Source organism: Halorussus lipolyticus, from assembly GCF_029338375.1.
GTDB lineage: Archaea > Halobacteriota > Halobacteria > Halobacteriales > Haladaptataceae > Halorussus > Halorussus lipolyticus.
The window spans coordinates 1,360,603-1,383,621 of sequence record NZ_CP119804.1 but is presented as its reverse complement, the minus strand read 5'-3'; the positions used below and the strand labels follow the sequence as shown (position 1 = coordinate 1,383,621).

At 64.5% G+C, this 23,019-nt stretch carries 24 protein-coding genes; 12 read left to right on the top strand and 12 right to left on the bottom strand.

The window, feature by feature from the left end; translation table 11 throughout:
- Positions 1-23: 23 nt before the first annotated feature.
- Together P2T57_RS06965 and P2T57_RS06960 are read left to right on the top strand one after the other, a co-directional pair.
- Positions 24-359 carry a ribbon-helix-helix protein gene (locus P2T57_RS06965; protein WP_276301761.1) on the top strand — a complete coding sequence of 112 codons (336 nt, stop codon included), beginning with the start codon at positions 24-26 and terminating at the stop codon, positions 357-359.
- Between the two features lies 1 nt (position 360).
- Positions 361-1,599 carry a lactate racemase domain-containing protein gene (locus P2T57_RS06960; protein WP_276301760.1) on the top strand — a complete coding sequence of 413 codons (1,239 nt, stop codon included), beginning with the start codon at positions 361-363 and terminating at the stop codon, positions 1,597-1,599.
- Between the two features lie 10 nt (positions 1,600-1,609).
- Here the strand turns inward: P2T57_RS06960 and P2T57_RS06955 are convergent, their stop codons facing one another.
- The 4 genes from P2T57_RS06955 to P2T57_RS06940 form a co-directional block, all read right to left on the bottom strand.
- On the bottom strand, positions 1,610-1,777 hold the full coding sequence (locus tag P2T57_RS06955; RefSeq protein WP_276301759.1) for a hypothetical protein: 168 nt from the start codon (positions 1,775-1,777) through the stop codon (positions 1,610-1,612).
- A gap of 169 nt (positions 1,778-1,946) precedes the next feature.
- Positions 1,947-2,732, bottom strand: a complete 786-nt coding sequence (locus tag P2T57_RS06950; RefSeq protein ID WP_276301758.1) for a helix-turn-helix transcriptional regulator — start codon at positions 2,730-2,732, stop codon at positions 1,947-1,949.
- Positions 2,733-3,139: 407 nt separating this feature from the next.
- Positions 3,140-5,899 carry an ATP-dependent helicase gene (locus tag P2T57_RS06945; RefSeq protein WP_276301757.1) on the bottom strand — a complete coding sequence of 920 codons (2,760 nt, stop codon included), beginning with the start codon at positions 5,897-5,899 and terminating at the stop codon, positions 3,140-3,142.
- 291 nt (positions 5,900-6,190) lie between these two features.
- Positions 6,191-6,592 (bottom strand): SRPBCC family protein, encoded by a 402-nt coding sequence (locus tag P2T57_RS06940; protein ID WP_276301756.1) that lies wholly within the window; start codon positions 6,590-6,592, stop codon positions 6,191-6,193.
- Between the two features lie 300 nt (positions 6,593-6,892).
- On the opposite strand from P2T57_RS06940, the gene P2T57_RS06935 reads away from it, so the two are divergent.
- Together P2T57_RS06935 and P2T57_RS06930 are read left to right on the top strand one after the other, a co-directional pair.
- Entirely contained in the window at positions 6,893-7,630 is a 738-nt protein-coding gene (locus tag P2T57_RS06935) for an MBL fold metallo-hydrolase (protein ID WP_276302090.1), read from the top strand.
- 262 nt (positions 7,631-7,892) lie between these two features.
- Positions 7,893-8,564 carry an alpha/beta hydrolase gene (locus P2T57_RS06930; protein WP_276301755.1) on the top strand — a complete coding sequence of 224 codons (672 nt, stop codon included), beginning with the start codon at positions 7,893-7,895 and terminating at the stop codon, positions 8,562-8,564.
- 162 nt (positions 8,565-8,726) lie between these two features.
- Here P2T57_RS06930 and P2T57_RS06925 read toward each other — a convergent pair whose 3' ends face one another.
- The 4 genes from P2T57_RS06925 to P2T57_RS06910 all read right to left on the bottom strand — a co-directional run bounded on the left by P2T57_RS06925 (position 8,727) and on the right by P2T57_RS06910 (position 13,454).
- The gene (locus P2T57_RS06925; RefSeq protein ID WP_276301754.1) at positions 8,727-9,935 is read right to left on the bottom strand and encodes an alanyl-tRNA editing protein; all 1,209 of its coding nucleotides are present in this window, start codon (positions 9,933-9,935) and stop codon (positions 8,727-8,729) included.
- 58 nt (positions 9,936-9,993) lie between these two features.
- On the bottom strand, positions 9,994-10,440 hold the full coding sequence (locus tag P2T57_RS06920) for a hypothetical protein (RefSeq protein WP_276301753.1): 447 nt from the start codon (positions 10,438-10,440) through the stop codon (positions 9,994-9,996).
- Between the two features lie 325 nt (positions 10,441-10,765).
- Positions 10,766-12,097, bottom strand: coding sequence for an aminotransferase class III-fold pyridoxal phosphate-dependent enzyme (locus tag P2T57_RS06915; RefSeq protein WP_276301752.1), 1,332 nt, complete (start codon positions 12,095-12,097; stop codon positions 10,766-10,768).
- A 91-nt stretch (positions 12,098-12,188) separates the two neighbouring features.
- Positions 12,189-13,454, bottom strand: coding sequence for an MgtC/SapB family protein (locus P2T57_RS06910; RefSeq protein ID WP_276301751.1), 1,266 nt, complete (start codon positions 13,452-13,454; stop codon positions 12,189-12,191).
- Between the two features lie 212 nt (positions 13,455-13,666).
- Between P2T57_RS06910 and P2T57_RS06905 the strand changes: the two genes are divergently transcribed.
- The 3 genes from P2T57_RS06905 to P2T57_RS06895 all read left to right on the top strand — a co-directional run bounded on the left by P2T57_RS06905 (position 13,667) and on the right by P2T57_RS06895 (position 15,417).
- The gene (locus P2T57_RS06905; RefSeq protein ID WP_276301750.1) at positions 13,667-14,065 is read left to right on the top strand and encodes a DUF7528 family protein; all 399 of its coding nucleotides are present in this window, start codon (positions 13,667-13,669) and stop codon (positions 14,063-14,065) included.
- 69 nt (positions 14,066-14,134) lie between these two features.
- Complete coding sequence (locus P2T57_RS06900; protein WP_276301749.1) at positions 14,135-15,061, top strand: DUF1028 domain-containing protein; 927 nt, start codon at positions 14,135-14,137, stop codon at positions 15,059-15,061.
- Between the two features lie 209 nt (positions 15,062-15,270).
- Positions 15,271-15,417: a hypothetical protein gene (locus P2T57_RS06895; RefSeq protein ID WP_168215828.1), complete on the top strand. Its 147-nt coding sequence runs from the start codon at positions 15,271-15,273 to the stop codon at positions 15,415-15,417.
- A gap of 671 nt (positions 15,418-16,088) precedes the next feature.
- On the opposite strand, the gene P2T57_RS06890 is transcribed toward P2T57_RS06895, so the two are convergent.
- Positions 16,089-16,373 (bottom strand): amphi-Trp domain-containing protein, encoded by a 285-nt coding sequence (locus P2T57_RS06890; protein WP_276301748.1) that lies wholly within the window; start codon positions 16,371-16,373, stop codon positions 16,089-16,091.
- Positions 16,374-16,554: 181 nt separating this feature from the next.
- Here P2T57_RS06890 and P2T57_RS06885 point away from each other — a divergent pair, with 181 nt between their 5' ends.
- Entirely contained in the window at positions 16,555-16,842 is a 288-nt protein-coding gene (locus P2T57_RS06885) for a PadR family transcriptional regulator (RefSeq protein ID WP_135824403.1), read from the top strand.
- A 30-nt stretch (positions 16,843-16,872) separates the two neighbouring features.
- On the opposite strand, the gene P2T57_RS06880 is transcribed toward P2T57_RS06885, so the two are convergent.
- Positions 16,873-18,120 (bottom strand): AI-2E family transporter, encoded by a 1,248-nt coding sequence (locus tag P2T57_RS06880; protein ID WP_276301747.1) that lies wholly within the window; start codon positions 18,118-18,120, stop codon positions 16,873-16,875.
- 136 nt (positions 18,121-18,256) lie between these two features.
- Here P2T57_RS06880 and P2T57_RS06875 point away from each other — a divergent pair, with 136 nt between their 5' ends.
- The 3 genes from P2T57_RS06875 to P2T57_RS06865 all read left to right on the top strand — a co-directional run bounded on the left by P2T57_RS06875 (position 18,257) and on the right by P2T57_RS06865 (position 19,893).
- Positions 18,257-18,997 (top strand): DUF7117 family protein, encoded by a 741-nt coding sequence (locus tag P2T57_RS06875; RefSeq protein WP_276301746.1) that lies wholly within the window; start codon positions 18,257-18,259, stop codon positions 18,995-18,997.
- Between the two features lie 124 nt (positions 18,998-19,121).
- A complete protein-coding gene (locus P2T57_RS06870; RefSeq protein ID WP_276301745.1) occupies positions 19,122-19,478 on the top strand; it encodes a hypothetical protein in 357 nt (118 codons plus the stop codon).
- Between the two features lie 97 nt (positions 19,479-19,575).
- Positions 19,576-19,893: an RPA12/RPB9/RPC11 RNA polymerase family protein gene (locus P2T57_RS06865; protein ID WP_276301744.1), complete on the top strand. Its 318-nt coding sequence runs from the start codon at positions 19,576-19,578 to the stop codon at positions 19,891-19,893.
- 69 nt (positions 19,894-19,962) lie between these two features.
- Here the strand turns inward: P2T57_RS06865 and P2T57_RS06860 are convergent, their stop codons facing one another.
- Positions 19,963-20,856 carry a bifunctional methylenetetrahydrofolate dehydrogenase/methenyltetrahydrofolate cyclohydrolase gene (locus P2T57_RS06860; protein ID WP_276301743.1) on the bottom strand — a complete coding sequence of 298 codons (894 nt, stop codon included), beginning with the start codon at positions 20,854-20,856 and terminating at the stop codon, positions 19,963-19,965.
- Between the two features lie 201 nt (positions 20,857-21,057).
- On the opposite strand from P2T57_RS06860, the gene P2T57_RS06855 reads away from it, so the two are divergent.
- The gene (locus tag P2T57_RS06855) at positions 21,058-21,708 is read left to right on the top strand and encodes a PKD domain-containing protein (protein ID WP_276301742.1); all 651 of its coding nucleotides are present in this window, start codon (positions 21,058-21,060) and stop codon (positions 21,706-21,708) included.
- A 27-nt stretch (positions 21,709-21,735) separates the two neighbouring features.
- On the opposite strand, the gene glyA is transcribed toward P2T57_RS06855, so the two are convergent.
- Complete coding sequence (gene glyA, locus P2T57_RS06850; RefSeq protein ID WP_276301741.1) at positions 21,736-22,983, bottom strand: serine hydroxymethyltransferase; 1,248 nt, start codon at positions 22,981-22,983, stop codon at positions 21,736-21,738.
- Between the last annotated feature and the right edge of the window lie 36 nt (positions 22,984-23,019).

Here is a 23,019-nt window from a genome sequence, read left to right as displayed (position 1 = left end):
GGCCCGCAGTCCACACTCCGGGCATGAGTCTCGACGACCTACAGGACGACCTCGAAGGCGGCTATTCGGACCTCGGCGACGAGGTTTCGATGTCGCTCGACCGCGAGACGCGCAACGAACTGGCGATGCTCGAAGCCGCGTTCAATCCCGACGAGACCGACGAACTGCTTCGGCGGGCGGTGCATCTCCTCTTTCAGCAGACGGTCGATACCGGGAATCTGGACTTCCACCTCCGGAGCGAGTACGACGTGACCTACGACGAGTACCTCTCGGGCATGACCTTCGACGAGATGCGCGGCGGCGGCCAGCAGATGGCCCAGCAACAGGACGACCGAGACAACCGGCGCTACCAGTTCTGAGATGGAACTCCCCTACGGCGACGCCGGAATTTCGGTATCGCTGGCCGACTGCGACGTGACGGTCGCAGAGCCACCGGAGGCAGAGGCGGTGGACCCCCGCGAGGCCGCCCGGAAAGCGATGGCGAACCCCCACGGCCCGCCGCTGAGCGAGCGCGTGTCTGCCGACGACGAGGTGGCAATCGTCGTGACCGACGTGACCCGCGCCACGCCCGACGACGTGCTGGTCGAGGCGCTGGTGGCCGACCTCCGGGAGGCCGGCGTCGAGCGCGACCAGATTTCTATCGTCGTGGGTCTGGGCCTCCACCGGCCGATGACCGACGACGAGTTACGGACCGCACTCGGCGAATACGCCGTCCTCGCGGAGAATCACGACGCCGAGGAGGCCCACCCAATCGGTACAATCGACGGCCCGGACGGCGAACCGGTCGAAATCGAACTCAATCCCACCGTCGCGGACGCCGACGCGGTGATTTCGACCGGGATGGTCGAACCTCACCAGTACGCCGGCTTTTCGGGCGGCGCGAAGACAGTCGCCATCGGCGCTGGCGGCGAGTCGCTCATCCGCTACACCCACGGTCCCGAGATGCTGGCCCGCGAGGAGGTTCGGCTTGGGCGCGTCGAGGGCAACCCCTTCCGCGAGACGCTGGACGCCGCGGGCGACCTGATTGGCCTCGATTTCTGCCTGAACGTCACCCACGCGCCAGCGGGCCTCCTCGGTGCGAGCGCGGGCGACCACCGCGAGGTAGTCAGCGACCTTGCAGAGTTATGCAAGGAAACTGTTTCTGTTGCTTTAGAAAATAAATACGATGCCGTAATCGGGGGCGTCGGTGCGCCGAAAGACGCCAATCTCTATCAGGCCACGCGGGCAGGGACCTACCTCGCGCTCGGGGACTACGACCCGCTCCGCCCGGACGGCCGCATCGTCGTCCCCGCCCGCTTGCAGGAGGGCGCTGGCGAGGGAACCGGCGAACGGCGCTTCTACGACTGGTTGAGCGAGGCCGAGAGCGCCGAGGGCCTCTACGACGAGATGCGCCGGGGCTACGAACCCGGCGCACAGCGGGCGTTCGTCGTGGCGCGCGTCCTCCGGGAGTACGACGTGTTCGTCACCAACAGCGAGCATCCGGAAATCGTGGACGACTGCCTGATGCACGCCCGCGAATCGGTCGCGGACGCCGTGGAACCCGGAAGCGACGTGCTGGTGGTGCCGGACGCGCTGGATACGTTGCTTCGAAAAAACTGACCGGAGGGCCTCAGACTGACGCCGACGCGCCGTCTCTGAAGTAGACGTACCCCAGCGAGACGAGTCCGACGGCCATCAGTACGTAGTACAGCAGGTTCCCGTGTTCGAAGCCGCTGAGGTAGACGGCCGAAGCGGTGACCGCGGCGACCAGTGCGACGACGAGGGCGGTTGTGTTCATGGGTCCTAGTGGTTGGTACGCGCCGCCTTAGGATTAGGTGTTGCAATCGATACAGGCCGTGCAGGAGTCCCCCGACGCGCCGCACGTCGAGACGAGACAGCGCGCACATCCCGGTCCGACCGCCGAACACGCCATCATAATATCTTTCCCGACGCGAACGGCCTCGCACCTACGGTTGCGGTTTCGGTCGGTCGAGTCCGATTTCCGTGGCGTCGCCCCGAACCGCTCGGAAGGTCGAGACGGCCCACTCGTGGAGGTCGCTGTCAGTCGAGTGGAGACACGACTGGAGTCGGCCCGCGTCGTCGTACGCGCCGAGGAAGACGTTCTCGTCGAACATCGAGAGACCGTATCCGAAGGCCTCGGGCGAGATGAACAGCGACAGCGAGTCGAGCGACCGGGCCTGCTCGAAGTCGTCGGGGTACGACTCTTGGGAGGTCTTGCCCGCCGAGGGCGAGAGGACCAACTCGACGGACGCGCCGTCCTCAATCAGCGGTTCGCACGCTCGATTGAACATCGGCACGACGGTCGGTAGAAGCGCCCGGAGTTGCGACGCGTCGGTCGGGATAGACGAGACGAAGTACTCCGCCGCGGCGTGGGGGTCGCCCCGACTGGCCGTCACGATGTCGTAGTCGTCCAGCGGAAGCGGGAGTTCTCGGGCGCACTCGAACTCAGTCAGGAACTCGCTCAGCGCATCGACCTCGGCCGCGGTGTCGCGGACGACTTCGAACCGTTCGAGGACGAGTCGCCCGGCGGCAGTCGCCACGTACTCCCCGTCGGTTCGTCGGACCCACCCGTACTCCTCGAAGGAGTCGAGTACGCGGTGAATGGTCGCTCGGGACACCGCCGCCCTGTCGCGTAACCCCGCCGGCGAGAACGACTCGTCTGCGAGCGAGTGGAGGATTTCGACGCGATGTTCCGACGCTGCGAGGAATCGGACTCGTTCAATCGCCGTCATACCAATGTACGTATCGCAGATATGCTTATAATTTCGGAGTTTTATAAAATAAACAATCACTATATCGAACGACTACTCCCGGAGGTTCGACCTCCCGAGTGCCTGTTTCGGACAAATAGGGCGGTCAGTCGTCTCGGGACGGCAGAAAGTATGTGAAATCTGTAACGAATTGGCGTCGGGAGTACAGCGACCGGTTTCCCTCCGGCGACCGACGAACCGGGCGCTGGACAGGTAGCCCCTCGACACCGCAGAAGGTAACGATGGAGTCGCGGCGCAGTTTATCCAGGGTCGCCACCGACCGAGTACGCATCGGTCGTAATTCGTTCCCGATACGAACGAGACGGCGGTTCGTTTCGGACCGTGAAACGATACGTCCGATGAACCCGCCGTGGACGAGGACCGGCGCGTCACTCCGCGGCCGACGCCCCACTCGCGTCTCCAGCGTCCCCACCGCTTCCGTCACCAATTTCGTCCAGTACGCGGTCGTGGAACTCCTGCAAGACCGCGCTCTCGTCCTCGGCCAGCACCACGTCGCTGGCCATCAGCGTGGCGAGACCGAACGCTTTCGGCGTCGGGGTATCGACCCGGTTCTGCGTGATTTCGACCGCGCCGGCCTGCACGTCGGCCATCACGTCCTCGATTGCCGAGACGGCGAGTTTGTCCTCGATTATCTCCCGGTAGGTCTCCTCGATGACCGCGAAATCGTCGAGGTCCTCGGCGAACCCCAGCAACATCTCGCTGGAGACCTGCTGTTCGCTGGCGGACTTCTCGTAGCCCTTGTACCGCTTGAGAATCATCAGCGACCGGGTGGCGTTGATTCGGAAGTACCGCTGGAGGAGTTCCGTCCCGTCGAGGGCATTTCGGAGGTCCGGTCGGACCTCCTCGGGCGAGATGTCGCGCAGAATCTCGGCCACGTCCACCTTCCGGTTGAGTGGCATCGAGACGGTGAACCCGTGGTCGGCGACAGCGACCGAGACGTTGGTGTTGGCGGCGTTGGCGCACCGGTAGGCCACGACCCGCGAGAGGCCGTCGTTGAACTTCCGGCCGTAGTTCGAGTGGACGTAGTAGTGGCGCTCGTACTCGCTCCGGTCGAGTTCGACCTCCACGGCCAGTCGCTCGTCGGTGCTGACGCTCTCGGGACCGGCGTAGCGGACCTGCTCGTCGAACATCCGGGCGATGGCCCGGACGCTGTTCTCGTCCAGCGGGAACTCCCTGAGCCAGACTCTGACCGCTGGCTTGCCGCGCTTCTGGAACTTTTCGAGCAGTTCGCCCTGAAACTCCAGAATGCCTCGGCCGAGGTCGTAGGAGAGGGGCAGGCGCTCGGAGAACCACGAGGGGACCGTGGGTCTGGCGTTGGTCCGGTCGGCGTAGACCTTCGACCCCCGGCGGTACTTGAACTCGAAGTTCTGGCCTCCCAAGACGAACACGTCGCCCTTTTCGAGGGTGTCGAGATAGCTCTCGTCCAAGTCGCCGACCCACTCGTTGTCGCCGCGGGTGAACACGTCGCAGGTAAAGGAGTCGGGAATCGTCCCGATGTTGGTCATGTAGATGACTCTGGCCAACTTGCCGCGCTTGCCGATTAGGGGTCGGCCCACGTCGTACTCCGGATAGTGGTACTCGCCGTCTGGCGGGTCGTTCTCGTCGCGCCAGATTTTGGCGTAGACGTTCTTGTCCTCCAAGCCCTCGTAGTCCGAGGTCAGGTAGCGAAACAGCGTCTCGAACTGGTCGGCCGAGAAGTTCCGATAGGGGTACGCTCTTTGGAGCGTGTCGCGGACCTCCTGTTCGGGGCGGACCGCGTTGATAGCCATGCCGTAGACGTGCTGTGCCGCAACGTCGTAGGCCTCCTCTGGGACGAACACCCGGTCCACGAAGCCCTCCTCGGCCTTCTTGAGCATGACCGCGCACTCCACGAGTTCGTCCCGGTCGAGGGCAATCACGCGCCCCGTGACGGTCTGGCCGAGTTGGTGGCCCGCACGGCCGACGCGCTGGAGGAGCGACGCCACCGATTTTGGCGACCCCACCTGTACCACGAGGTCGATGTGGGGCATGTCGATGCCGAGTTCGAGGCTGGTCGAGGTCGTCACCACGTCGAGGCTCCCATCTTTCAAATCCTGCTCGATGGACTGGCGGGCCTCCTTGGAGAGGCTTCCGTGGTGGCATCCGGAGTTCTCCTCGTCGTATTCGGCGAATCGCTCTCGGAGGTTGTGCAGAACCCGCTCCGCGCCGGACCGAGTGTTCGTGAAGACCAGCGTGTTGGTGTGGTCAGAAATCAGGTCGCCGAGTTGCCCGTAGAATCGGTCGTTGACGACCTCTCGGGGCGTGTCGATGAGGTCGTCGGTCGGGCACTGGAGTTCGATGTCGAACTCGCGGACGAACCGGGTGTCCACGATTTCGCAGTCTCGGGGCGTCTCCCCGCCGTCCTCGCACCCCACCAGAAAGTCCGCGATGTCCGAAAGCGGTTCGACTGTGGCCGAACACCCGATTCGGGTCGGCGACGAGTCCGCCATGTTCTCCAGTCGCTCCAGACTCACCGCGAGGTGGGTGCCGCGTTTCCCACCTGCGAGGCTGTGAATCTCGTCCACGACGACGTACTCGACGGATTCGAGTTTCTTCTTGAACTTCGGCGAGTTGAGCAGAATGGCCAGCGTCTCGGGCGTCGTGTTGAGGATGTGGGGGGTCTCCCTCAGCATCCTCTGACGCGCTGAATCGTCGGTGTCGCCGTGGCGGATGGCGTGGCGGACTGCCGGGTCGCCGTCCATCTTCTCGGCGATGCCTTCGAGGGGGACCTCCAGATTCCGGTGGATGTCGTTGGCCAGCGACTTGAGCGGCGAGACGTAGAGGCAGTAGACCGAGTTGTCGAGTCCGCCGTCCTCCTCGCGCTCGCGCCGGAACAACTCGTTGAGGATGGCGGTAAACGACGCTAGCGTCTTGCCGCTCCCGGTCGGCGAGGCAACGAGCGCGTTCTCGCCGTCCCGAACCAGCGGGATGGCCTCCTTCTGGGGCGGGGTAAAAAAGCCGCCGTTGTCGAGGACGTACGCGCCGAACTCCTCGACCCACCACTCGCGGACCTCGGGTTCCAGCGATTCGATGACCGCGGCGTCGTCGAGTTCGACCTCCTCGGCGTCGAAGTCGAAGTCCTCGCGCGCCAACAGCTCGCGCGCTCCCATTTGGGGCACCGTTGGCACCGCCCGCTTAAGACGGTTTGGCCCCCGGAGTGAAAGTGAAATCCGCCGGCAAACGCTCCGCTGACCAACCGATAGGTTACGCTCGGCAGGCGGACCACCACGGGTGGTCCTCGTGAGCGAAGCGAACGAATGGCTCGGAAGACGCGGTTTGTCTTCCGGTGGATGAAGGGGCCGTCCGGTCGCGTTCAGTTTAGTCGCTCCGCGGTTCCTAACTCCGACTTCTGCTGGCCAATTAGCAATAACTACAATTTCTAAACAAATACAAAGGAGTACCTAAGACATCTCTTTCAGGTTCCGAAGCGCCACGGCACAGACCGGCGAGTACCCCGCCGCTAAGAGCGGGACCTCGAACACCACCCGGCACCCGCCGTCCGCTACCTCCTCGACGCGGTGGCCCGTCGCCGTGATGCCCGCGACTTTCCACGTCCAGCGGCGGTCCTCGCAGGTCGTGATTCGGAAGAGGAGGCCCACCCCGAAAGTCGTCTCGACCTCGCCGGTCGTGCCCGCCCGAATCCGGCGGTCCGGACACCGGACCTCCTCGACAGAGGGACCCCATTCGGGCCACCGCGTCGTGTCGGTCAGCAAGTTCCAGAGGAGGCCGGCGGACGCGGCGAACTCCTCGCTGACTTCGAGGCGTCTGCCGTCGGGTGTCCGGCCGAAGCGCATCGTGACCATGCCGAAGCCACGCCGGCCAGCACCAAAATTCCGATGCTCGGAATCAAATTTAAATCTTTGGCACCTGTCGGAAGTGAAATACCCGCCGACAAGTCCCGTCGGACCGACGCAGAGCGATTACGCGAAAGTAGCCCTAATTATAAACCAACGCGCGGACGCACGCTCGCGTTGCTCACTCGGACGCACTCGCTGGCGCGAGCGCGAGGACTCCCGCACCCCCGGTCACTCGGCCTGTTCGTCGGCCGGGGTATCTGTCTCGCGTCCAAAGCCATTAACACCGTCCGGGCCGGCGAATCCGACATGGAAGTCACCTTTCTCGGAACCGGAAGCGCGATGCCGACCGGCGAGCGCTATCAGGCGGGCCTCGTGGTCGAACGCGACGACCGGCGAGTGCTGGTGGACTGTGGAAGCGGGGTCCTCCACCGCCTCCAGCAGTCGTCAATCGGCTACGAGAACGTCTCGACCGTCCTGCTGACCCACCACCACCTCGACCACGTTTCGGACCTCATGCCCCTGCTCAAGGCCCGATGGCTGGCCGGCGAGGAGTTCCTCGAAATCGTCGGTCCTTCGGGAACCAAATCGCTGGTGGACGACCTGCTCTCGGTCCACGACTACTTGGAGGGGCGCATCGACCTGCGAATTCGCGAGGTCGGTGCCCACGAGTTCGAAGTCGCCGGGTTCGAGGTGGAGGGCTACGAGACGCGCCACTCCCTGCCCTGCCTCGCGTACCGATTCGGCGACAAGTTCACCTTCAGCGGCGACAGCGAGGCCTTCGAGGGACTCGCCAACTTCGCCGATGGCTGTGAGGCGCTGGCCCACGACTGCTCGTTCCCGGACGAGGTGGACGTGGACAACCACCCGACGCCGACCCAACTCGGTGAGGCGCTTTCGAGGTCCGAAACCGACGTCGGCACGGTGTACCTGACCCATCTCTACCCCCACACCGAGGGCAGACACGAGGAGATGCTGGAATCCATCGGGGCGGTGTACGACGGTGACGTGCGGTTCGCCGACGACTTGCGGACGGTCGAGTTGTAAAACGAGATATAATCGCAAGTTGTCCGCGGAGGATGATTTGCAGACGCTCGAACTGTAGCACCAGATACGTCCCGAACCCAGTTGTGGCCGGACTCCGCAGTCGCGTTTCGGCTTCTCTCGACTCGGCGACCAATCGGTTACGGGCGCGTCACCTGCTTACCTCTCCGTCCGACAAGGCTCAAGGCCGTAGTCCGGCTAGACGAGCTATGACCGACACCGAGACGCCGGGAAGCGAGTTCGCGGAAGCACCGGAGGACGACTGATGGCGAATCGGAACCCCCACGCTGGCGACTCGGACCCCCACGCCGGCCAGCAGGTCGCAACCGCCGGTACGGGCCTTGAATCGGCCGAGACCGCCGTCGTCTTCGTCCACGGCCGAGGAGCGACTGCGCAGGGCATGCTGGAGATGGCCACCGAGTTCGACGCCGAGGACGTGGCCTACCTCGCGCCGCAAGCCACGGGCCGGACGTGGTACCCCAACTCCTTCCTCGCGCCAATCGAGGACAACCAGCCGAGTCTGTCGTCGGCGCTCGACTTTCTGGGAAGGGTGCGCCAGCGAGTTGCCGACGCCGGTATCCCGGCCGACCGGACCTGCTTCGTCGGGTTTTCGCAGGGTGCCTGCCTCGCCAGCGAGTTCGTCGCCCGGAACGCGGAGCGATACGGCGGACTGGCGGTCCTCAGCGGCGGACTGATTGGCCCGGACGGGACGCCGCGGGACTACGACGGAAGCCTCGACGGTACGCCGGTGTTTCTGGGATGCGGGGACCGCGACCCCCACATCCCGGTCGAGCGGGTTCACGAGACGCGGGACGTCCTCGACTCTCTCGACGGGGACGTGACCGAGCGCATCTACGAGGGGATGGCCCACGGCATCAACGACGAGGAACTTCGCTACGTCGTGAATCTGGTCGAGGACGCGGCTTCTGTGGCGTGAACGGCATCGTTCGCGTCGCACACCCATCGCCCGTTCGGTGAATCAGGTGCGGTCCTCGGCGTCTACGACAACCTCGCCGCCAGCGCGCCCCGACTCCGGAAAAATATAAACAATTGCGAGAGAAATATAGCTGGTTCTAAAAGACGGGATTACATTTGCTTATCACTTCTCTAGATATTCGGTGACCTCCTCGGGGTCGGCGTCCAGACCGCCGCCCTGCGCGAACTGCGGACTGCCGCCGCCTCCGCCGCCGAACTCGGCGGTCACGTCGTCTACCACGTCGCCCGCGTCGGGATTGCCGTCGGTCGCGGCGACCACGAACGTCGCACCGTCACGGCCCGACAGAACCACCGCGTCGGCATCGTCACCGGCGAGTTCCCGAGCGCGGTCGGCGACTTCGTTCGGGCCGAAGTCGTCCACGGTGCCGACCACCCACTCGCCGCCGTCGCGCTCGACCGGGTTCTGGGCGAGGTCCTCCAGTCGGGCGCTCAGAACCTGCTCCTTGGCGTCGGCGAGGTCGGCTTCCAACTCCTCGACCTGCCGACTCACGCGCTCGGCGGCCTCCGGGAGTTCGGCCACGCCCACGTCCAGCGTTCGGGCGGCCTCACGCGCCGACCGCACGTCCTCGGCGCGGCGCTCGATTGCTGTCGGGCCGACTGCGAACTCGACGCGCGTCAGGCCCTCACCGGGATTCGACCGGTCGAGGAGCGTCACGGGACCGATTTCGCGGGTGTTCGAGACGTGGGTCCCGCCGCAGGCCGCCCAGTCGAAGTCCTCGATGGTGACGATGCGAACGGTATCGGAGTCGCTCATCACGCCCTCCTCGGTCTTGGCGTTGAACGCGATTTCCTCGCGCTCGCGGGCCTCGGACTCGGGAATCTCCTCCCACGAGACCGGCCGGGAGTCCCAGACCGCTCGGTTGGTCAGGCGCTCCAACTCCGCCAGCGTCTCGTCGGTGATGTCGGTCGAGGTGGTGAAATCGACCCGGACCTTCCGTTCGCCGATGTCGAACCCGCCGTAGCCCAATTCGTCCAGAATCTGCCGTCCGGCACCGTAGAGGACGTGACTGGCGGTGTGAGCGCGCATCGCGTAGGTCCGGAACTCGTCGTCGATTTCGGCTTCGACCGTCTCGCCGACCTCGAAACCGGGGGTGTCTGCGGGGTCTTCTGCGAGGAGATGCACGATTTCGCCGTCCTCGCGCTTCTGCACGTCCTCGACTTCGACGCCGCCGACGAGGCCCCTATCGGCAGGCTGACCGCCGCTCTCGGCGTAGAAGTACGTCTCGTCAAGTGCGACTTCCCGGTCATCGACGCTCGTGACGGTGGCCTCGAAGCTCCTCGTGTCGGGGTCCCGTGCTGGCAGTTGACTCATATCAGGGGAGAGTCGGCGGGCGGACTAAAACGTCACGCTGGCGACGACCGAACCAAAATTACGCCGAGTCGCCGGCCAGCAGGTCGGCCTGCACGCGGTGCTTGAGGTAGTCGAGGCCGGCGATGGCGGCGGGACCCGACAGGCAGAACGCGGCCAACAGCGCCCGGTCCCGCGGCCCGAGGTCCACTCCGAGCGCGGCCATCGCAATCACGAACAGCGCGGCCGTCGCGGCGACCCCGCCGACCTTCCGACTCGCCCGCGCCCAGTCGAATCCCTTCGCGGGCCGCCACATCAGGTTCTCGGCCGCGATGGCCAGTCCGATGCCTTCGACCGCACCGAGGACCGCGTAGGCCTCGGCGGGATACGCCGGGAGCGGGTCGGGGAGCGCGACCACCGCGAGGACCGCGACGACGCCGAGCGCGCCCGCGAACCGACTGCGGAGAACAGCGAGCAGGCGCGCCACCAGCGAGGGGTCCTCGCGGAGCGAATCGCTGAGCTGATACATACCGACCAATTGGGCGATTCGCGTTATCAATCTTCTCGGGGATTTCGGGCGAGAGGGTCGAGATACTGGGATGGAGCCGTGGGTTTGAGTCTAAAGAATTGGTCTTCGAAAGCCCTCCCGCGGTTCGCGGTCGCCCTTTCAGTCCGCCGAGGACCGTGAACAAAGCCGCCACCGTCCCGCACCGCAACAGCACCGCGCCCCGTGCCTCCCCGCCGCCCTCGCGCAGGACTGCGCGAGGGCGGCGCATCCCGTGGTCGGTGGCAATTCGAGGACTCAGCCGAGAGCCGAAATCCGCAAGAGGAGAACCGAAAGACGCCGAAACTACTCAGGCAACGTCTTCCACGGCGGCGGCGAACAGGTCGAAGCCGAGTTCGATTTCGCGCTCGGTCACGTCGAGCGGCGGGAGGAGTCGCAGGGTCTTGTAGCCACACCCGAGGGTGAGCAGGCCGCGCTTCAGCGCAGACTTGACGACGGCCTCGCGGCGCTCCTTGCTGTCGAACTCGACGGCGAGCATCAGGCCGCGGCCGCGAACGTCGGTGACGTTCGGCAGGTCGGCGTCCGCGAGGAGTTCCCGCATCTGCTGGCCGCGCTCGGCCACGTTGTCCAGCAGGTCGTACTCGTGGATGGCGTCGATGGTGAACACGCCCTGCATCGAGTCCACGATTTTGCCTGCGCCCCACGTCGAGGACAACCGAGCCTTCTCCTTAGGGAACATGTCGGAGTTGGCGACGGTCGCACCCGCTCGGAGACCCTTCGCGGAGGTAATCACGTCGGGTTCGAGGTCGAGGTGGTCTACGCCCCACATCTCGCCGGTCCGGCCCATGCCGGCCTGAATCTCGTCGCTGATGACGTTCACGTCGAAGCGTTCTCGAATCTCGGCGAGGTCGCTGACGAACCCGTCGTGGGGGACCCGGTAGCCACCTTCGCCCTGCACGGGTTCGAGGATGATGTAGGCCACTTCGTCGGGGTCGATGATACCCTGCTCGGGGTCGAGTTTGTCGGCGACGACGTTGCCGCCGGGACCGTCCGTCAGCCAGTCCTTTCGGTAGGCCTCGTCGGTCGAGGGGTAAGGCACCGAAATGACGCCGCCGACCTCGGGGTAGCCCTTCCGGTGGTTGACCTTCGAGCGATTCAGCGAGAGCGCGCCGAGCGTCCGGCCGTGGAAGGCCCCGTCGAACGTGAACGCGCGGTGGCCGCCCTGCGCGTAGCAGATTTTGATGGCGTTCTCGACCGCCTCGGCCCCCGAGTTCGACAGGAACACGGTGTCCATGTCGTAGTGGCTGGTGAGGTCGGTCAGGCGGTCCATCAGTTGGGTCGGGCCGGGAAGTTCTGGCTCCTCGGGCGGCCAGCCACCCGCGGCGTAGAAGTCCTGTCCCGCGATTTTGGTCGGGTCAACGAGGTCGAACTCGTCGAACTTGTCCATGATTTTGGGGTTGTTGTACCCCAGCGGCGCGGCGGCGACGTGACTGGTGAAGTCCATCAGGACGTTGCCGTCGATGTCGGTACAGAACGGACCGGCGGCCTCCTCGGTGAAGTCCCAGACGAAATCGTAGACGTAGGTACTGGGCGCAGAGAACTGGTGATGGTAGTCGGCCCACTCTTGGGCCCGTTTTCCGGGCATCTCCTCGACGGTCGGTTCCGCGGTATCTCGGTTCATGAAACCCGGTTAGGAGGGGGACACTTTAATTGAATTGGTTCGTTGCGCTTCGGGCAATACTTGCAACAGATTCGAGGCTCGGGGACGGAAGTTAGACGACAGCCAGCACCGCGGCCAGCGCCGACCCCGCCAGCAGGACGCCGCTCCACGCCGCGACCCGATAGCTGAACGACCGGTTGGGTGCCGAGAGGGTCAGCGCGGCCTTGACCGTAATCGAGGAGGCCGTCGCCAGCAGAATGCCGAACACCGAGGTCTGCTGGTCGATGGTCCCGCCCATGTAGAGCAGAACTGCCGACGAGGTGGCCCCGGCGCTGGAGACCAGTCCCGACAGCAGGGCAGTCACGTAGAACCCGGCGGACCCGAACTGCTCTTGGGCGACTGCGCCGCCGACGATGACCAGCAGGAAGATGGCTCCGAACCCGAGGGCGTTCCGGAGCGAGAAGGGGCTTTCGAGGTCGATGTCCACGTGTTCGGACCAGTCGGCGGTGTAGGCCGCGATGGCGACGCTCCCCAGAATCACCGCGCCCAGAGGCAACACTGCGCCGACGAGAATCGGCTTGGAACTCGGCAGGGTGAACGCCAGTGCGATGGCGAGGTTCCGCACCGCCATCGCGGCGTCGGCCAGTAGGATGGCCGCCACGCCGTAGGACGCGGCCTCGGGGCGCTGGCGAACGTGGTCCAGCATCGTCCCGACGACTGCGGTCGAGGACGCTAGACCGCCGAAGAAGCCCGTGACCGCGATGCCCCGGCCGCCGTAGGTCGTCACGACCGCGTAGTTGACGATGCCGATGGCCGCCACCGTGACCACCATCAGCCAGACCGTCCGGGGTTGGATGCCGAACGCAAACTGCTCGTTGGGGAGCAGGGGGTAGATGACGAACGCGAGGATGGCGAACTCGACCGCCGACCGAAGCTCTTGGCGCGACATCCCCCACGCGAAACTGTGGAGTTCGCGCTTGAGGACGAGTAGAAGCGACGACAGCACCGCCACTGTGACGCCCACGAGGATGTACCCCTCCATGACGAGCGCACCGACGCCGAACGCGACCAGCATCGACACGGAGGTTGTGAGCGAGAGACCAACGTCCTCGTCGTCGTCGGCCAGCAGGCCCTGTATCCCGAGCATGATGCCCTGTACGATGACAAGCAGGCCGCCCAGAAAGAGCAGAACGTCGCGGTCGAGGATGGTGAAGACCGCCCCTAACAGGCTGATGAGGGTGAACGTCCGAATCCCGGCGGGCTTGTGTGACCACTCGCGCTCCAACCCGAGGAACAGTCCGAGCGCGGCGGCGAGCGCGACTCGGACGACCTCGCTGTCTAGGGGGACTTGGGTGAGGAACTCGACGATACCCGGCACTTTCCGCACTATGACTATGTAGGTATAAATATCTCTCCCCAAAACGCATTCGCCGGTCCGACCACCACCACGATTTATCACCCCGTTTGCACTACACGCAGACGCAATGTCGAGCCATCGCCTCACCACCGAGGATAGAGTAAGTCGCCAGTCGGCGGCTGGTCGAGAAATTCTGCGCCGAGAGTCCTCCTGCTGATTCTGAATCAGTCACCGTGACGGTTGCGGGTGAGACGCATCTCCTCACCAGAGCCGAGGCCGACCAACTGCACGAGGAGTTGCGCGACGCCCTGACCGAGCGCCGGGAGTTCGTGCGGACCGTCGGCACCCACCGCGAGGACGGAAGCTACGTGGTCGAGCGTCGAGGAGCCGACTCGTCGGGCCACCGGAAAGTGTTCGAGGGCTTCGCCGAACTCCGTCAGCTCTACGACCGCCTGCCCGAGCAGTTCACGGCCGAGGACGTAGCGCAGTCGGGGCTGACCGGCGGGCGCAGGCACATGCTGGTCCACCACCTCGCCGAGCATCCAGCCTTCGACTGCGAACTCGAAAAGCGCCAGCCCTTGACCGCCGAAAAAGTCCGCAGAGAATCGTCGGGAGGTGGAACCGGGGACTGAGAGCCGGGAGAACCGGAGACCCACGCCGCCGGGCGAACGCTTTTCGGCGTCGCTTCCGACGATTCGGGCATGGAACCGCGACCATCCACCTTCTCCATCGTCGCACGAGACCCGGAAACCGAGGCCGTCGGCGTGGCGGTCCAGTCGAAGTTCGTCAGCGTCGGCTCTGTGGTCCCGTTCGCCAGCGCCGACGCGGGGGCTATCGCCACCCAGAGCTTCGCCAACGTGGCCTACGGACCGGACGGGTTAGACCTTCTGCGCGAGGGGAAGTCCGCCGAGGAGGTCGTCGAATCCCTCACCGACGACGACCCGGAGGCCGCCCAGCGGCAGGTCGGCGTCGTCGGACAAGATGGCTCCGTGGCGGCGTTCACGGGCGAGGAGTGCTTCGACGTGGCGGGCGACCGGCAGGGCGAGACCTACACCGTGCAGGGCAACATCCTCGAAAACGAGGCCACCCTCGACGCGATGGCAGACGCCTACGAGGAGACTGACGGTGGGCTTCCCGAAAAACTCCTCTCCGCGCTCCACGCGGGCAACGAGGCCGGCGGCGACAAGCGCGGCGAGCAGAGCGCGGCCCTCTACGTCGTCAAGCCCGAAGGCGGCTACGACGGCAAGAACGACCGCTGGATAGACGTACGAGTGGACGACCACGACGCGCCCATCGAGGAGCTAGAGCGCGTCTTCAAGATTTACGACGTGACGCTCCTCGAACGCGAGGAGCCAGACGACGTGCGCGAACTCTCGGGCGAGACCGCAGAGGAGGTCACCGCCACGCTCGCCGGCCTCGGATTCTACGACGCAGAGCCGACCCGGACCTTCGGCGACGACGAGCGCGACGCTCTCGAAGCCTTCCGCGGGATGAACAACTTCGAGAACCACGACCTCGTGGTCGTCGAGGACGCGCTGGCCCGCGGATGGGACGACGCGGAGGGCGAGGGCGAAGACCGGATGGTCGATGCGATTTGGCACGGCCTGTCGCGCTTGGACCGGAAATAACTCTACATTGCTCAAAATATTATATTTGAGTGTTAGAGAAATGATTTAGTTTCTGGAGAAGGCATAGATATTTTCGACCCTCGTCGGCGCGTGTGAAGCGGCCGAGGTGCTGTCGGGACTTCGCCCGCGGTCCGACACCGCGAACAACCGCCCACAACCCGAATTCCGTTCCCACCGAACTCATTACGCCCGAAACCTAACCGACGCCCATGAGAGACGAGGAGGAAATCCGCGAGCAGTACGAGTTCCTCAAGGAACACTTGGACGACGAGGACATGCGCCACGAGGGCGTCCGGGAGATGTTCACGTACTACAAGCGGGCGCTCGGGTGGGTTCTGGAGGAGGAACACATCTAGTCAGTCTAACGTTACCGAAAATTTCGACGCTGTGGTTCTGAAACTGATGCTAACTCCCGATACCGGCACAAGATTCTGGCGGCGTTAGGTTTAAGTTGTTAGGGCGATTTGGTTCAGGTGACGCTTCGCTTGGAGGGCCGAAGCGTCAGCGGGGACCAATTCAGGGCGGCAAGCGGTTCGCGGGGCTTTTTCACCCCCGCGCTTTCCGCTTTCCTTTCCATATTCCTTTCGAGTGAGTACGAATCGAGCAGTGTTGAGTATATTCGTGGCATCGCGTAGTTTCTCACAGTAGTTCGCCTAGTCGGAACTCCTACCCAGTCAGCTACCAATCTAGATGAGTCTGTGAACACTTTTGAAGCCCCACCCGGTCGCGGTCGCTCAGACGACTAAACTGAACGCCGGGAGACAAACGTGTCTCCCGAGGTCACACTCGCTTGGCTCGCGGTTCCACCGCTCGCCAGTCGCGGCGCGGAGCGCCGCGCACCGCTCGCGTGACCGGCCCCTTCATCCACCCAGACAGTACAGAATCTCCTCCGGGCGCATCCCGGCGGTTGGTCAATTGGGTCTTCGCTGGCGGTTGGTCGGCCGAGCGTTCGCTGGTGGATTGGGTCACCGAGCGCGTCCCGGTGGTCGTCCGACGGAGCGCGAAAAATTGAACGCAGACCGACGCGCTACTCGATGTTGAGCGAGGAGTCCCCGCCCTGTTCGCCGCCTTCGTCCCACTCCAACTCGAACTCGATGCTCAACTCGCCCTGCCCGCCGCCCGAGGGCGTCTCGCGCTCGGCTTTGACCTCGAAGGTCGGTTGGGCGGGCGGCGTGAGCGTCACCGACTGGTCGCCCGCCGACAGCGTGATGTCCTCGCCCGACTCCAGTTTCTCGGCGACTGTCCGGAGGTAGGAGGCGATTTCGGTCTGGTCCATGCGTCGTTCGGTCTCGAACAGCACTTCTTCTGGCATGTTTGTACAGACGGTGGCGAGCGGCTTAAGTACGCCGCCCGTTGCATTTGACGCCGCCCGGAGAAATCCGAGCGCGTCGTGGGTCGTCTCGCCGACGTACCGAGACGATTACACACCGAGAGTCGGAACCGAAAGGGCCGTTATCTTCATTTTCCTCGCTATTCTAGGTGATACGTTACCGATGCACGACTTGACAGGATTCCAGAGAGACCTGCTGTACGTCATCGCCGGACTGGACGAACCCCACGGTCTCGCTATCAAGGACGAACTCGAATCGTACTACGAGAAGGAGATTCACCACGGTCGGCTTTACCCTAACCTCGATACGCTCGTAGACAAGGGACTGGTCGAGAAGGGCCAGCGCGACCGGCGGACCAACTACTACACCCTGACTCGCCGGGGCAAGCGCGAAATCGAGGCCCGCAGGGAGTGGGAGCGCCAGTACGTCGAACTGAGCGTCGAGGCCTGACCCACACCGCGCGACGGTGGTCGCGTCCAGTCAGCGGTCGCTCTGGCCCGGCGGCGTCTCCGCGCCCGTCTCTCCCTCCGGGCTTCTCTCCACATCGCCAGTCGCTCCGGCGGTGTTGTCTCCCCTGTTCCCGGACGTCTCGGTCTCGTGGTGGAACTCGTCAGTTTGGGTCGTGGGCGTCTCCGGTTCGAAAAGGTAGGTCGGGTCCACCGCCCACGGTCGGATGGGTTCGCCCGCAACCAGTTCCGGCAGGACGATGCGGACGAAGTGGACCACCAGCACCAGAATCATCGGCCCGAGGAAGATGCCGTACCACCCGAACAGTAGCGGACCGAAGATGTACGCCAGCATGACCAGTCCGACGTGGAGGTTCCGGCCCGAGACGTAGGGTCGCAGAACCAAGTCCGGAATCGTGTCCACGACGACCAGAGAAACCGCGAAGAACAGCGCCGGGAACCAGAGGAGCGCCGGGTCGTTCATCGCGGTTTCGAGTCCCAGATACGCCGAAATCGGGAAGTAGACCAGCTTCATGCCGACGATGGGGATGAGGCTCGCCGCGCCGGTCAATAGCCCCACCAGCGTCGGATATGGGATGACGCTCCCCGGCGCGACGAGGTTCAGCGTGTTGTATGCCGCCGCGCCGATGGTCCCGGTCAGCAGGGCGTTGAGGATGTTGCCGAAGAAGATGCTGTTGAAGTCCCTATCAACCGCCCGGCCGTAGGCCTCCACGACGCCGCCCTCGTCGGAGAACTGTCGGCGGACGAACCGCGAGAAGCGGTGGTCGTCCCGAAGCAGGTAGAACGCGATGGCTATCATCACGAACAGGTGCAGGACGGCGTTGCCGATGAAGCCCAGATATTCGAGTGCCGACCGGCCGATTTCCGACACCAGCGCGGGGTCGGGGTTCGCCAGCAGTTCGCCGGGGCGCTGGGCCACGCTCGACACGTCGAGGTAGGGCTGAATCGTGGTCTGAAGCCCGTCGATGTCGGTCTTCTTGGCGATGTTGTTGAACTCCTGTAGCGCGATGGCTCCGGTGTAGGCCATCAACAGCAGGACCGGGAGCGCCAGCGCCAGCAACGCCGTCCCAGCGGCCAGACTCGCGGGGCGCATCCGTCGCCGGAGGCGCTTGTACACCGGCCGGGTCGCGTAGTAGAGGAAGATGCCGAAGACGAACGTGCCGATGAAGGAGTAAACGACGTACAGCACCGCCGCTCCGAGTGCCAGTCCGACGAGCCACCAGCCGAGACGCGAGCGGTCGATGCTCATACCGCCGACCATACCCGTGGCACGGTAGCGCTGGGGTAAAAATGTTCGCAGTCGGGATATTCCGGTGTCGCCGAAGGGTGGCCGCGAGTCCGCATCGAGGACGGCCCGGAGTCCGCATCGTTTTGTGTCGCGCGGTCGAAGTGCCGATATGAAGATTCGCGGCCAGCGGGAGTGTACCGACTGCGGCGCGCGGTGGTCCTACTACGACACCGGGAGCGTCGAGTGCCCCGACTGCGGAAGCCTTCGGAGCGTCGGCGTCGAGGACGACCGTCGCCTCCACACCGATAGCCCCGCCGAGTTCGACCTGACCGAACCGCGCGAGGCCGTCGATGCCCGGCCGCTCCGCGAGGTCGCCAACACCGCCGGGGACCTCGCCAGAGAGTACGTCCGCAAGCGAGGCTTCGTCCGGGGCGGCGACCTCCAGCGGTTGGACGACACCTATCTCTCTGCGCAGGAACTCCGCCATACTGCCGACGTGGTGGGCCGGGGCCTCGACCTGAACGACGACGAGGAGTGGTACTTCCTCGCGCTCCTCCGGGGCGCGGACGCCGACCCGGAGACCGACCCCGAGACGGACCGGCGGCCCGCGCCCGGCGAGGTTCCCGAGTCGATGCACCCGGTTCGGGGGTTGGCCTACGCCGAGGCCGTCGCGGAGTACCGCCGCGAGATGGCCGACTGGGCCGACGAGAACGAGGTCGCCGACGCGGGCCGGGACGCGCTCGAAACCCTCGGCGACCACGTGAAGCGCGTGCAGGCCCTCGACGGCGACGTGGACGCCGAAACCGCAGAACTGCTGGTCTCGTCAGCGCGCGACGTGGGCGAGTACCTGCGGACCGGCGACGACGACGCGCTGGTCAGCGCGCGCGACCGGTTCGGCCGGTTGGCATAACGCTACGTTTTCTTCACAATTAGTATCGTTTCCTTAGAATGCAGAGAGATTGCTCCAGTAGCATCTCGGCCGTTCCCGGCTTCCGCGACCAATCTTTTTGTCAATTGATAACGTACCACTCGATATGCCGACCGACGGCACCTCGAAACTCCGGTGGGGACTGAGACTCCTGTTCGTCGTCGCGCTCCTCGCGCCCGTGGCGGTCCCGTGGCTGGGAATCGCCCAGATTCCGGACCTCGGGTCCGAGACGCTGGTGCGACTCGTCGGCCTCGTCGTCGTCTCGCTCGCTGGGGCGGTGCTGGTCCGCCAGAAGCGCCTGCGCCGAGGACAGTCGCGCGAAACCGACGTGGAAGGCTCCGGCGACCAGTATCACACCTACGCCTACACCAGTCAGACCGACGCCGCCAAGGAGGGCGACCGAATCACCGACGAGGCCGAGCGTCTCGCCGAGGCCGACCGAAATCGCCGAGAAAAACGCTGACCATCGTCGGTAGCGCGGTTTTATTTCGAGTTGCCCATCAACCGTTGACGAATCGGAAGTTAATACATATATCCGACACCGGGTATCCCTACTACATATGCAATTCTGTGACGAGTGTGGTTCGATAATGCACACGGAGGACGACGCGTGGGTGTGTCGCACCTGTGGGAACGAGGAGCCACGGGACTCGCAAGCGGAAGCAGAGATGACGACCCAAGACGGCCAGCGGGACGACGGGGCACCCGACGTGGCCGACGCGACCCAAGACGCCAACGAGACGATGCAGGAACCCTGTCCGGCGGACGACTGCGACAGCGACCGGGCCGCCTACGAGATGATGCCCAAGCCGGGTGGCTCCTACGAGGTTCGACTGTTCACCTGCGTCGAGTGCGGTCACAAGTGGCGCGAGTCCTGACGGCGCGTCTTGGGACCCCTCGCCGCCCAAATAGGCACAGACCGCCGCATCCGGCCTCGAATATCGGGATTACGGCAGGTCAACGTCCACGCCTTCCTGCCGACCGGCGGCCTTCACAGTGTTGTAGAGGAGCATCGCGCGGGTCATCGGGCCGACGCCGCCGGGGACCGGCGTGATGGCGCTGGCCGTCTCTTTGGCGCTGTCGTAGTCCACGTCGCCGACGAGTTCGTAGCCCTTGTCGGTGTCCGCATCGACGCGGTTGACGCCCACGTCGATGACCGTCGTGTCCTCGGAGAGCATCGACCCGTCTATCATCTCGGGGACGCCGCAGGCCGCGACTACGATGTCCGCCTGTCGGGTTTTCGCTTCGAGGTCGTCGGTCCGGGAGTGACAGACCGTCACGGTCGCGTTGCCGTCGTCGGCCTTCTGCATCAGCAGGTTGGCCAGCGGTTTGCCCACGATGTTCGACCGACCGACGATGGTCACGTCTGCGCCCTCGATTTCGACGTTCGCCGATTCGAGGAGTTTCAGCACGCCGTGGGGCGTGCAGGGCCGGTAGCGGGCGTGGCCCGCGACGAGGCGACCCACGTTCTCGGGGTGGAAGCCGTCAACGTCCTTCTCGGGGTCGATTGCCCGGAGGACTTCGCGGTCGTCCACGTGGTCAGGGACCGGCATCTGGACGAGGATGCCGTGAACGTCCGGGTCGTCGTTGAGGTCCTCGATGGTGTCGTGGAGTTTTTCGGCGGGGGCCTCGGGGTCGATTTCGACGTGGATGCCCTCGATGCCGACCTCCTCGCAGTCGCGCTGTTTCATCGAGACGTAGGTCTCGCTGGCGGGGTCGTCGCTCATCAGCACGGTGGCGAGTCCCACTTCGACGCCCTCGTCGGCGAGCGTCTCGATGCTGTCCTGCAAGTCCGACCGGATTCGCTCGGCGACGGCGTTGCCGTCGATTACCTCTGTCATCGTCCGAACGTCGGTCACCGAGGACCTTCAACCCTCGGGTTCGTGCCTATTTCGGGCCGAGAATAGCCAGAAATACGCACATACTTGTAACATACTACGGACCCGGAAACGGAAACCAGCCATTACCGACCGGTTACGTCGGAACCATCGCGATATAGTTAGCCAAAAAGAATATAATTAGTAACTTTTTATCCCGAAGTGATGTCTGAGAAAAACGAAACGTCGTGGAGTCGTCGAGACACGCTGAAAGTAATGGGTACGACGGGCGTCGGTCTCGTTGGTGCCTCTGCGGCGACCGGGAACGCCGCCGCCGCAGGGCCGACCGCAGTCATCAACACCACCCCGCTCCCCGCCACGGAGGGCACGTCGATTACGTTCGACGCGAGCGAATCGACCGGCGACATCACCAAGTACGAGTGGTACCGTAACGCCGCTGGAAACGGTCTGACCGGCGTCGATGGAACCGGAAAGACGTTCTCCGAGTCGTTCGCGGCGGGCGACTTCACCATCAAACTCAAGGTCACGGACAGCAACGGAAACACCGACACGAGCAAGTTCTCGTTCAAGGTCTACAGCGACGCGACTGTCACCGAGCCGACCGCCCGAATCGACATGGTTCGGAACGGCGACGGTGAGATAACGTTTGACGGCACTCGTTCGACCTCGCCGCGAGGAGACATCGTGAAGTACGAGTGGTGGCGGAACGCCGCCGGAAGCGGACTGACCGGCGTCGATTTCACTGGTCCCGGCTTCTACGAACACTTCGCCGACGGAAGCGACTTTGACATCAAACTGCGCGTCACTGACGAGAACGGTCAGACCGACGAGAAAGTGATTACAATCACTGCCTGAGGACGCCTCAGACCCTTTAGCTTCTCCTTACTCGTAGAGCGGATTGGCCTCGCAGAGTTCTTGGACGTCCTCTGCGACTTCGCCCAGCACGTCGTCGTCGTCCACGTTGTTCACCACGCGGGCGATGAGGTCACCGACGTACCGACAGTCGTCCTCGTCGAATCCGCGAGTGGTGAGGGCGGGCGTCCCGGCCCGAATCCCGCTGGTGACGAAGGGCGAGCGCGTCTCGCCGGGCACGGTGTTGGCGTTCAGCACGATGCCAACGTCTTCGAGGGCCTCCTCGGCGTCCTTGCCGGTCACGTCCGGATGGGACTCCCGCAGGTCCACCAGCACGAGGTGGGTGTCGGTGCCGCCCGAGACCAACTCGAAACCGTGTTCCTGTAGGCTCTCGCCGAGGGCCTCGGCGTTGGCAGTGGTCTGGGCCGCGTAGTTCTCGAACTCGGGTTGGAGGGCCTCCTCGAATCCGACCGCCTTCCCCGCGATGTTGTGCAGAAGGGGACCGCCCTGCATCCCCGGAATCACGGCCGAGTCGATGGCGTCGGCGTACTCGTCGTCGCACATGATGATGCCGCCCCGGCCCGCCCGGATGGTCTTGTGGGTCGAACCAGTCACGAAGTCGGCGACGCCGACCGGCGAGGGGTGTTCCTCGGCGGCGACGAGACCCGTGATGTGAGCGATGTCGGCGAGGTGGTAGGCGTCCACCGCGTCGGCGGTCTCCTGAATCGTCTCCCACTCGACCTCTCGGGGATACGCGGAGTAACCCGAGACGATGATGTCCGGGTCGAACTCCTCGGCGTGGTCGCGGATGGCGTCGTAGTCGAGATAGCCCGTCTCGGGGTTCACCTCGTACTGTTCGACCTCGTAGAGTTCGCCGGTGAAGTTGGCGTGATGGCCGTGGCTGAGGTGGCCGCCGTGGGTCAAGTCGAGCGACAGAATCTTGTCGCCGGGTTCGAGCATGGCGAAGTAGACGCCCATGTTGGCCTGCGTGCCCGAATGGGGCTGGACGTTGACGTGTTCTGCGCCCCAGAGTTCCTTCGCGCGCTCGATGGCTAGCTCCTCGACGGTGTCGATGTTCTCGCACCCGCCGTAGTAGCGCGAACCGGGGTAGCCCTCGGCGTACTTGTTGGTGAAGACGCTCCCTTGGGCCTCCATCACGGCCTCGCTAACGTGATTCTCACTGGCAATCATCGCCAGCGTGTCGCGTTGGCGCTCTACTTCGGCTTCGAGGGCATCTGCGACCTCCGGGTCGGCATCGCGGACGCGGTCGTACTTCATATCAAAATTCGGTGCGCCCCGGAGTATAAGCTTACC